Here is an 8,919-nt window from a genome sequence, read left to right as displayed (position 1 = left end):
CGCAAGGAAGGTGATCAAGAGCACCGCGACCAGCGAGCCGATGAAGGAGGACGTGAATGCCGCCGTCAGCGCTTCCGCCGCCCTGCCCTGCTGCGCCATCGGGTAGCCGTCGAAGGTGGTCGCGACCGACCAGGCCTCGCCGGGGATGTTGAACAGGATCGAGGTGATGGCGCCGCCGAACAGCGCACCCCAATAGATGCAGGACAGCATCACAATCGCCGAGGTCGGATCCATCGTGAACGTGAGCGGCAACAGGATCGCAACCCCGTTCGGCCCGCCGAGCCCCGGCAAGACGCCGACGAAGATGCCGAGCACGAGCCCGACCATCATGAGCGCGAGCGTCTTCCAGGTCAGAAGCACCGCAAAGCCGTGAAGCAGCAGACCGAACGCTTCCATCTCTATCTCGCACTCGGTGCTGGCGTGAAGCGTCGTGGTTGAGAGCCTCCATCCGCGACTTCAATGTCACCTCTCCCCGCTTGCGGGGAGAGGTCGCATCGCTTTAGCGATGTGGGTGAGGGGGACTCTCCACGACCGCGCTCTTGGAGACTCCCCCTCACCCCAACCCTCGCCCCGCAAGCGGGGAGAGGGAGTTCACCGCCGATGCGGCTCGAGTTTGATCTCAGCATGTGCTAATACCCGAAGGCCGCTTCGAGCGGCCCCTTCGGCATGATGACGTCAAAGGCAATGTCGAACGTCACGAACATCGCGGCCGTGAACACGAAGGCGGTCAGCAGCGATTTCCACAGCGCGATTTTGCCCACAAGGCGCATGAAGGCGGCGATCAACAGAAAGCTCGCGACATAGAGCCCCAGGAACTGCGTGGCCAGACAGAACAGGAAGGTCGGCACGAACACAGCCATGACGCGGCGGGCCTGCGCGCGGGTGACGAAGACCTTGCTGGTCTCCTTGCGCGAAAAAAATGCGGCGGCAAGGCCATAGAGCGAGGCGGCGGCGAGGATCACCGACAAATAGAACGGAAAATAGCCCGCCTGCGGTCCCGTTGAGTCCCAGCCGATGCCGGTGCGAAAATTGTCGTAGCCGAGCGTCACCGCAAGCGCGAGCAGCAGCAGCAAGACGATGACCTCGACGGTGCGATTGCTGGTGACCGCCGGCGAGTCCGCCTCCGGCGCGGTGGGATCGTCGACGGCAATTTCAATCTCGGTGTCGGACATCGTTTTCTCTGGGCAGTTCGCGCAGGCAGTCCTTTGGTCATCCCCGCGAAAGCGCATCCAGTATTGCAGAGAGTTCGAGAGAATAACGACGGCCTCGGCGTACTGGATCATCCGCTTTCGCGGATGATCCAGCGCACTCCTACTTCGCCACGAAGCCGGCCTTCGTCATCAGCTCGGTGTTCAGCGCATCATCCTCTTCCAGAAATTTCAGCATGTCGCTGCCGGTCAGGAAGATCGGCTTCAGCGCCTGTTTTTCCATGTAGTCCTTGTATTCCGCCGTCTGCGTCACCTTCTGAAACAGGTCGACATAGAACGCCTGCTGCTCAGGCGTCACCTTGCCCGGCAGGAACATGGCACGCAGCATCAGATACTGCACGTCGAGGCCTTCCTCCTTGCAGGTCGGGATGTCGTGCCAGGACTGCGTCTCGGTCACCTTGGACGTATAGGAGATGCGCTCCCTGTCGAACACGCAGAGCGGGTTCACCTGCCCCGCCCGCCAGACCTCGAGATTTTCGCTGGGGTTGTTGACGTTGGACTCGGTGTGATTGCCGACCAGCTGCGTCGCCGCCTCGCCGCCGGACTTGTAGGGCAGATAGAGGAATCTTGCGCCGGTCTTCTGCTCGATGAACACGGTGAGCACGTTGTCTTCGCGTTTCGAGCCAGTGCCGCCCATTTTGAACGGCGAGGATGCGGTTTTGGCCGCCTCGATGAACTCCTTCACCGTCTTGGGGCCGGAGGCATTGTCCCACAGCACGAACTGGTCCAGCGCGATCACCGAGACCGGCGTCAGGTCGCGCCAGTTGAACGGAATCTTGGCCGACAGCGGCAGCATGTAGATCAGCGAATAGGCGATCAGGATCTTGTTCGGATCGCCCTCGCTGGACTTCATGTACATCAGCGCTTCCGCACCGGAGGCGCCGCCTTTCAGCGATACCACCATCGGCTGCTTCATCAGACTGTTCTTCTGGATCGCGGCCTGCATCATCCGCGCCATCTGGTCGGAGGCGCCGCCGGCCCCCGCTGCGACCACGATCTCGACCGGTTTTGTCGGTTCCCACCCGGCCAGCGCCGGCGTGCTCAAAAGCACGGCCGCGAGTGCAGCCGCAGCGTTGATCTTGCCCATATCTGTCGTCCCACGAGTCGCCGGCGTCCGCCGGAGACGGTCTTGGTTTACCGTAGAATGCTCAGGTTGTGGCGACGAGCGCAAGCCGGCGGCCCGGGAGGCCGGCTATGACTTTGGCATGGGAGCAGAGGCGAAACGTCGCGCTGAACGCCGGGCCTATTTGCCCTTGAAGTTCGGCGACCGCTTGCTCAGGAAGGCGTCCATGCCCTCGCGGAAATCCCCGCTCATATAGGCGCGCAGGATCAGGTCCTCGCCCTCCTCGCGCGACAGCGTCCGGCGGATGCGGCGCACCGCCTCTTTCGTCACCTCGAGCGTGATCGGTGCGTGGCCGGCGACGAGCTGCGCGGTCTCGGTGGCGCGGCGCTGCAGCGTCTCCACATCCGGCACGACTTCATTCAAAAGCCCGAGCGCCAGCGCCTCCGGCGCCTCGACGAGCCGCGCCTTGAAGATCAGGTCCTTGGTCCGCGCCGGGCCGACCAGCGAGACCAGGCGCGAGATGTTGGACATCGACAGGCAGTTGCCGAGGGTGCGCGCGATCGGAAAGCCGATGCGCGTCGCTTCGGTGCCGACGCGGATGTCGCAGCAGGCGGCGATGCCGGCGCCGCCGCCCGTGCAGGCGCCGGCGATCGCGGCGATGACAGGCACCCGGCACTGCTCCAGCGTGCCGAGCACGCGGTCGATCCGTGCCTCATAGTCCAGCGCATCCTGCGCGGTCTTGAATGCACGAAACTGGGAGATGTCGGTGCCCGAGGCAAACGCCTTGTCGCCGGCGCCGGTCAGGATCAGCGCCTTGATCGAGCGGTCGGCGTTGATCTCCTCGCAGATCGCGGCCATGCGTTCGTACATCGCAAACGTCAGTGCATTGCGCGCCTGCGGCCGGTTGAAGGTGATCCGCGCGACTCCATCCTCGACGGAATAGAGCAGATCATCGCCTGGGTTTGCCTGGACATTCATGACAGCACTTTCTTGTTTTGGGCGTGGCGTTACGCCACGGCGGCTTTCGGCATCGCGACAACATCCCGACCCTTCAGCACATCCATCGCGGCGAGCACGCCGCCGGCGCGATGCGGCACCTTTGCGAGATCGAGCCCCATCTCGACGCCGGCCAGGGTGCCCATCAGCATCAGATCGTTGAAATGACCGATATGGCCGATGCGAAACACCCGGCCCTTGATCTTGTTCAGGCCCGTGCCGAGCGACATGTCAAAAGTCTCCAGCACGATCTTGCGCAGATGGTCGGCATCGTGCCCCTCGGGCACCACGACGCCGGTCAGCGCCGGCGAATGCGCATGCGGATCCTGGCACTGGGTCTCCAGGCCCCAGACCTTCATCGCGGCCCGCGTCGCCGCCGAGTGGCGCTTGTGGCGGGTGAAGACGTTTTCGAGCCCCTCCTCTTCCAGCATCTTGATCGCTTCGCGCAGGCCATAGAGCAGGTTGCAGGCCGGCGTATAGGGGAAGGTGCCGAGCTTGTTGAAGGCGATGACGTCCTGCCATTCCCAATACGAGCGCAGGCCCGGATTCTTCCTCGCGACCTCGAGCGCCTTTTCCGACACCGCATTGAAGCCGAGCCCCGGCGGCAGCATCAATCCCTTCTGCGAGCCCGCGACCGAGACATCGATGCCCCAGGCATCGTGCTCGTACTCCAGCGAGCCGAGGCCGGAGATGGTGTCGACCATCAAAAGCGCTGGATGTTTTGCGCCATCCATGATCTTGCGGACTTCGAGCGGGAACGTGACGCAGCCGGTCGAGGTCTCGTTGTGCACGACCATGACCGCCTTGATGGCGTGGGCCTTGTCGGCGGCAAGCCGCGCCTCGATGGCGGCGAGATCGGCGCCGCGGCGCCAGTCGCCCGGGATGAAGTCGACGTCGAGCTTGAATTTTTCCGCAATGCCGCGCCACAGCACGGCGAACTGCCCGGTCTCGGCCATGATCACCTTGTCGCCGGGCGCGAGCGTGTTGACGATCGCGGCCTCCCAGGCGCCAGTGCCCGAGGACGGATAGATGATCACCGGCTGGGTGGTCCGAAACATCCGCTGCATGCCCTCCAGCACGGCAAAACCGAGCTCGGCGAACTCCGGACCGCGATGATCAAGACCCGGCATGTCCATGGCGCGCAACACCCGGTCGGGGATGTTGGTCGGTCCTGGAATCTGCAGAAAATGCCGTCCCGTATGCAGCGTCATGGCGTCCTTCCCGGTCTTTTAGGCTTCGCGGCTGTCGGTCCGCGGGCGGTCCAGATATCACGATCCGTCGGGCTTGTCCCCCGCCGGATGGTTCGCGTCAACGCCTAAGACTAGGGTTTTCCTGCCAAATCCTCTCGGAGGCTACTCGGCCGCGACCACTTTTCCGGCGGGCAGAACCGCTGGTTCCCTGTCCTCGAATGGCCTCTCCGGCCGCATCAGGAAAGCCGAGACAAGGCCGACCGCCAAAAGCCCCATGGACATCAGGAACGGCAGGTACCAGTTGCCGGTCATGTCGATGACAAAGCCGGCGACCAGCGGCGAGACGATCGCCGCCAGCGCCGAGCCGGTGTTCATGAGTCCGGCGGCCGTGCCGGAATATTTTGCGGCAATGTCCATCGGCACCGACCACATCGGGCCGATAACCAGTTCGGCGAAGAAGAAGCCGGCTGACAGACACGCCGCGACGAACGTGATGTCGCGTGTGAACAGGATCGGGAACAGCGAGGCGAGCGCGCCGGCAAAGCCGAGCACCGTGACCGACAACCGCGCGAGGCGGACATTGCCGGTGCGCTTGAGGATGGCGTCGGACAGGATGCCGCCAAGACTGTCGCCGATCACGCCGGCAAAGAACACGCCAGAGGCGAACAGCGCCGAGTTCTTGATGTCGAGGCTGTAACTGTTCTTGAAGAACAGCGGCAGCCAGTTCAGGTAGAGCCACAGCGTCCAGCCATAGCAGAAATAGGTCAGCGTCACCGGCCACATCCGGCGGAGCAGCGGCCCCCACGGCACTTGCGGCCGGCCGCCGGCGGGGCGCGGCGGCAGCGCCGCAAGCTCTTCCGCTGTTATCGCCGAATGGTCCTTCGGTTCGTTGCGGAAATACCAGACCCAGATGATGCCCCAGATCAGGCTGACGAGGCCGAGCGCGACGAAGGCGCCGCGCCAGGTCAGCCACAGCATCAGCGCGGCCACCATCGGCGGGGTTACCGCATTGCCGAGCCGTGCGAAGGCGTGGGTGAGCCCCTGCGCAAAGCCGCGGCTCGTCGCCGGCGTCCAGTACTGCATCGCGCGCGTCGCGGTCGGAAACGTCGCGCCCTCGCCGAAGCCGAGCGCGAAGCGCGCGATGAACAGCGTGGCGAGATCTGCGACGAAGCCGGTCGCGATCGTCGCCGCGGCCCAGATCATGCCGCACCAGAACAGCGTCTTGCGCGGCCCGAAATGATCGCCGACCCAGCCGCCGATCACCTGGAACAGGAGATATGGGTAAGCAAAGGCCGAGAATACCAGGCCGAGCTGGGTGTTGGTGAGGTGAAGCTCCTTCTGGATCTCACTTGCCGCCGTGCCGACGTTCACCCGGTCGATATAGGTGATGAAATACATCACGCACAGCATCGCCAGCACCACATGCGTGGCCTTGAACCGCAATCTCATCTTCACTCCCGGCCCCAATTGTATGTTCTCGAGGCACGCAGCCTCATCCAATGTTCTTCGCTGCGTGCAGGGCGCCCACGAGGGGCGCCCCACGCCATGCCGACCTCGTAGGGACGACCCTCGTGGCCGCCCCCCCGGCTGGCGCATCACCTCGGCATCACCAGCCAAGCGGAGAGAGGTGAACCGAAACTCGCGCCGACAACATTTCATTCAACAGCGACGCTCCTAATGCCCCACCACTTTCAGCAGCGGCGAATTGCCCTGATGGCGCTGCTCGAGGGCTTTCATCGCGACGTCGACGCCGCCGGCGCGGTGCGGCACGCCGGCGACCGACAGCCCCATCTCGACGCCGGTCAGCGCCGCCAGCAGCGTCAGTTCGTTGCATTCGCCGAGATGGCCGATGCGGAACACTTTTCCGGCGACCTTCGACAGGCCCGAGCCCAGCGACATGTTGTAGTTCTCGAGCACGATTTTTCGGAATTCATCGGCGTCATAGCCCGGTGGCATCAAGACCGCCGTCAGGACCGGCGAAAAATCTTTCGGTTCCTGGCACAGCACTTCCAGGCCCCAATGGTTCACCGCGGCGCGGGTTGCCGCGGCGAGCCGCTGATGTCGCGCGAACACGTTCGGCAGGCCCTCTTCCAGCAGCATCGCGATCGCCTCGCGCAGGCCATACAGCAGATTTGTGGCCGGCGTGTAGGGGAAGAAGCCCTTTGCGTTCGGCTTCAGCATCTCCTCCCAGTCCCAATAGGAGCGCGGCATCTTGTTGGTCTTCGACGCCGCACGCGCCTTCTCGGAGATCGCGTTGAAGCCGAGCCCCGGCGGCAGCATGAAACCCTTCTGCGAGCAGGAGATGCTGACGTCGACCTTCCACTCGTCGTGGCGATAGTCGGCCGAGCCAAGCGAGGAGATGGTGTCGACCATCAGCAGCGCCGGATGTTTGGCGCGGTCCATGGCGGTGCGGATCTCGCCGATGCGGCTGGTCGCCCCGGTCGAGGTCTCGTTGTGGACGACCATCACGGCCTTGACCGCATGCGACGTATCCTGGGCGAGCCGTTGCTCGATCGCTGCGGGATCCGCCCCACGCCGCCAGTCGCCGGGAATGAACTCGACATCGACGCCCCAGCGCTTGGCCATGTTGTGCCAGAGTGTCGCAAAGTGCCCGGTCTCGACCATCAGGACCAGATCACCTGGCGACAGCGTGTTGACGATCGCGGCCTCCCAGGCGCCGGTGCCGGACGACGGGAAGATGATGACGGGGCCTGAGGTCTGGAAAATCTTCTGGCTGCCCTCCAGCACCGTGCGCCCGAGTTCGCCGAACTCGGCGCTGCGGTGGTCGATCACCGGCATGTCCATGGCGCGGAGCACGCGGTCGGGCACCGGGCTCGGCCCCGGAATTTGCAGAAAATGCCGTCCGTGCTGCATGCTGGCCTCCGACTCGCCGACGTTGTCCTATCGGGCTACCAATTTTTGCATTCATTTTTGTGGTAATCAATCCATTTCTTAAATACAAATTGGTTGATCGACGGCCTCAAGCCTCCCAACTAACCTTCTCGGCATGAAATCGACGATTCTCGAAACTGGAGAGCCGATCGGCGGCGGCGGTGACGGCGGTCGCGCGGCCGAGGCGTCGCTGCACGGCGAAATCCTCATCCGGCTGCGCGATCATGTCGTCGAGGGCAACATTCCCGATGGCGGCCGCGTTCCAGAACGGCAGCTCTGCGAGTTGTTCGGCATTTCTCGCACGCCGCTGCGCGAGGCGCTCAAGGTGCTCGCCGCCGAAGGGCTGATCGAGTTGTTGCCGAACCGCGGCGCGCGCGTGCGCGCGCTGTCCGAGCGCGACATCGAAGAACTGTTCGACGTGATGGGCGGGCTGGAGAGCCTGGCCGGGCGGCTCGCCTGCGAGAACGTCAGCGATGCCGAGATCGCCGAGATCGAGCGGCTGCATTACGAGATGTACGGCTTCTACCTGCGCAGCGACATGCACAACTACTTCCTGATCAACCAGCGCATCCATGAGCGGATCGTCGCGGCCTCGCGCAACGAGACCCTGCGCGCCACCTACGCCACCTTCGCTGGACGGATCCGCCGGGTGCGTTATTCCGCCAATTTCGCGCGCAAGCGGGCGCGCTGGGCGGAGGCGATGCGCGAGCATGAAATGATCCTGGATGCGCTGCGGCGGCGGGCGGCGAGCGAACTCGCCGACATCCTGTTCCACCATCTGCGCAACAAGCGCACAGCGGCCGTGGAACAGATGGGCGCGCCGGCTGAGATCATGACGCCGCCAAGCCAGTTATGAACTCATTATTCGCGTCATTTGGAAAACGATTGCATCCCAAAACGCGATGAGATTAGGTTGCGCTCCAGTAGCTGGACACGGGTCGCTTCTCGCAGAGGGAGAGGCGGAGCAAACGCAATTGGACCGTCTGGATTTGAAATGACGAGCACGTCGACCCTCGAACGCCGCCTGCGGGCCAACATCACGGGAGAGGTGCTGTTCGACAGTTTTAGCCGCGGCCTCTACGCCACCGACGCCTCCTTTTATCAGGTGATGCCGGCCGGCATCGTGGTGCCGCGCACCGCCAGTGAGGCGCTGCACGCCCTCGAGCTCGCGCGCGAGGAGGGGCGCATCGTCACCCCGCGCGGCGGCAGCACCTCGCAATGCGGCCAGACCGTCAATGACGGCCTCGTCATCGATCTCTCCAAGCATGTGAACCGGCTGATCTCGCTCGACGTCGAAAACCGCTGCTGCGTGGTCGAGCCGGGCATCGTGCTCGACGATCTCAATCGCCAGCTCAGGAAACACAGCCTGTGGTTTCCCGTTGACGTTTCCACCGCCTCGCGCGCCACCATCGGCGGCATGGCGGGCAACAATTCCTGCGGCGGGCGCAGCCTGCGCTACGGCACGATGCGCGACAACACGCTGTCGATGGAGGCCGCACTCGCCGACGGCAGGGAGCTGCATTTCGGCGAAGTATCGCGCGAGCTTGCGGGCGTGCCCGAGGCCAGCGCC

The 8,919-nt window shown here is 64.1% G+C and carries 9 protein-coding genes; 2 read left to right on the top strand and 7 right to left on the bottom strand.

Translation table 11 applies throughout. The features are described 5' to 3' along the window. From JOZ76_RS02950 to JOZ76_RS02920, 7 genes are all read right to left on the bottom strand, one after another. Positions 1-396 (bottom strand): tripartite tricarboxylate transporter permease (locus tag JOZ76_RS02950; protein WP_291697135.1); only part of this gene is annotated, 396 nt, incomplete at its 3' end. Between the two features lie 233 nt (positions 397-629). After that, a complete protein-coding gene (locus JOZ76_RS02945) occupies positions 630-1,172 on the bottom strand; it encodes a tripartite tricarboxylate transporter TctB family protein (protein ID WP_291697134.1) in 543 nt (180 codons plus the stop codon). A gap of 139 nt (positions 1,173-1,311) precedes the next feature. Next, positions 1,312-2,295 (bottom strand): Bug family tripartite tricarboxylate transporter substrate binding protein, encoded by a 984-nt coding sequence (locus JOZ76_RS02940; RefSeq protein WP_291697133.1) that lies wholly within the window; start codon positions 2,293-2,295, stop codon positions 1,312-1,314. Positions 2,296-2,451: 156 nt separating this feature from the next. Next, complete coding sequence (locus tag JOZ76_RS02935; RefSeq protein ID WP_291697132.1) at positions 2,452-3,249, bottom strand: enoyl-CoA hydratase/isomerase family protein; 798 nt, start codon at positions 3,247-3,249, stop codon at positions 2,452-2,454. A gap of 29 nt (positions 3,250-3,278) precedes the next feature. Next, positions 3,279-4,478 carry a pyridoxal-phosphate-dependent aminotransferase family protein gene (locus tag JOZ76_RS02930; protein ID WP_291697131.1) on the bottom strand — a complete coding sequence of 400 codons (1,200 nt, stop codon included), beginning with the start codon at positions 4,476-4,478 and terminating at the stop codon, positions 3,279-3,281. 141 nt (positions 4,479-4,619) lie between these two features. Then, the gene (locus JOZ76_RS02925; RefSeq protein WP_291697130.1) at positions 4,620-5,906 is read right to left on the bottom strand and encodes an MFS transporter; all 1,287 of its coding nucleotides are present in this window, start codon (positions 5,904-5,906) and stop codon (positions 4,620-4,622) included. Between the two features lie 225 nt (positions 5,907-6,131). Continuing rightward, on the bottom strand, positions 6,132-7,331 hold the full coding sequence (locus tag JOZ76_RS02920) for a pyridoxal-phosphate-dependent aminotransferase family protein (protein WP_291697129.1): 1,200 nt from the start codon (positions 7,329-7,331) through the stop codon (positions 6,132-6,134). A gap of 133 nt (positions 7,332-7,464) precedes the next feature. On the opposite strand from JOZ76_RS02920, the gene JOZ76_RS02915 reads away from it, so the two are divergent. Together JOZ76_RS02915 and JOZ76_RS02910 are read left to right on the top strand one after the other, a co-directional pair. Beyond that, positions 7,465-8,205: a GntR family transcriptional regulator gene (locus JOZ76_RS02915; RefSeq protein WP_291697128.1), complete on the top strand. Its 741-nt coding sequence runs from the start codon at positions 7,465-7,467 to the stop codon at positions 8,203-8,205. 138 nt (positions 8,206-8,343) lie between these two features. Further along, a partial coding sequence (locus tag JOZ76_RS02910) for an FAD-binding oxidoreductase (RefSeq protein ID WP_291697127.1) occupies positions 8,344-8,919 on the top strand: 576 nt, incomplete at its 3' end.

Origin of the sequence: Bradyrhizobium sp. (assembly GCF_019244115.1) — a bacterium.
GTDB lineage: Bacteria > Pseudomonadota > Alphaproteobacteria > Rhizobiales > Xanthobacteraceae > Bradyrhizobium.
This window is presented reverse-complemented; position numbering and strand designations above follow the sequence as displayed.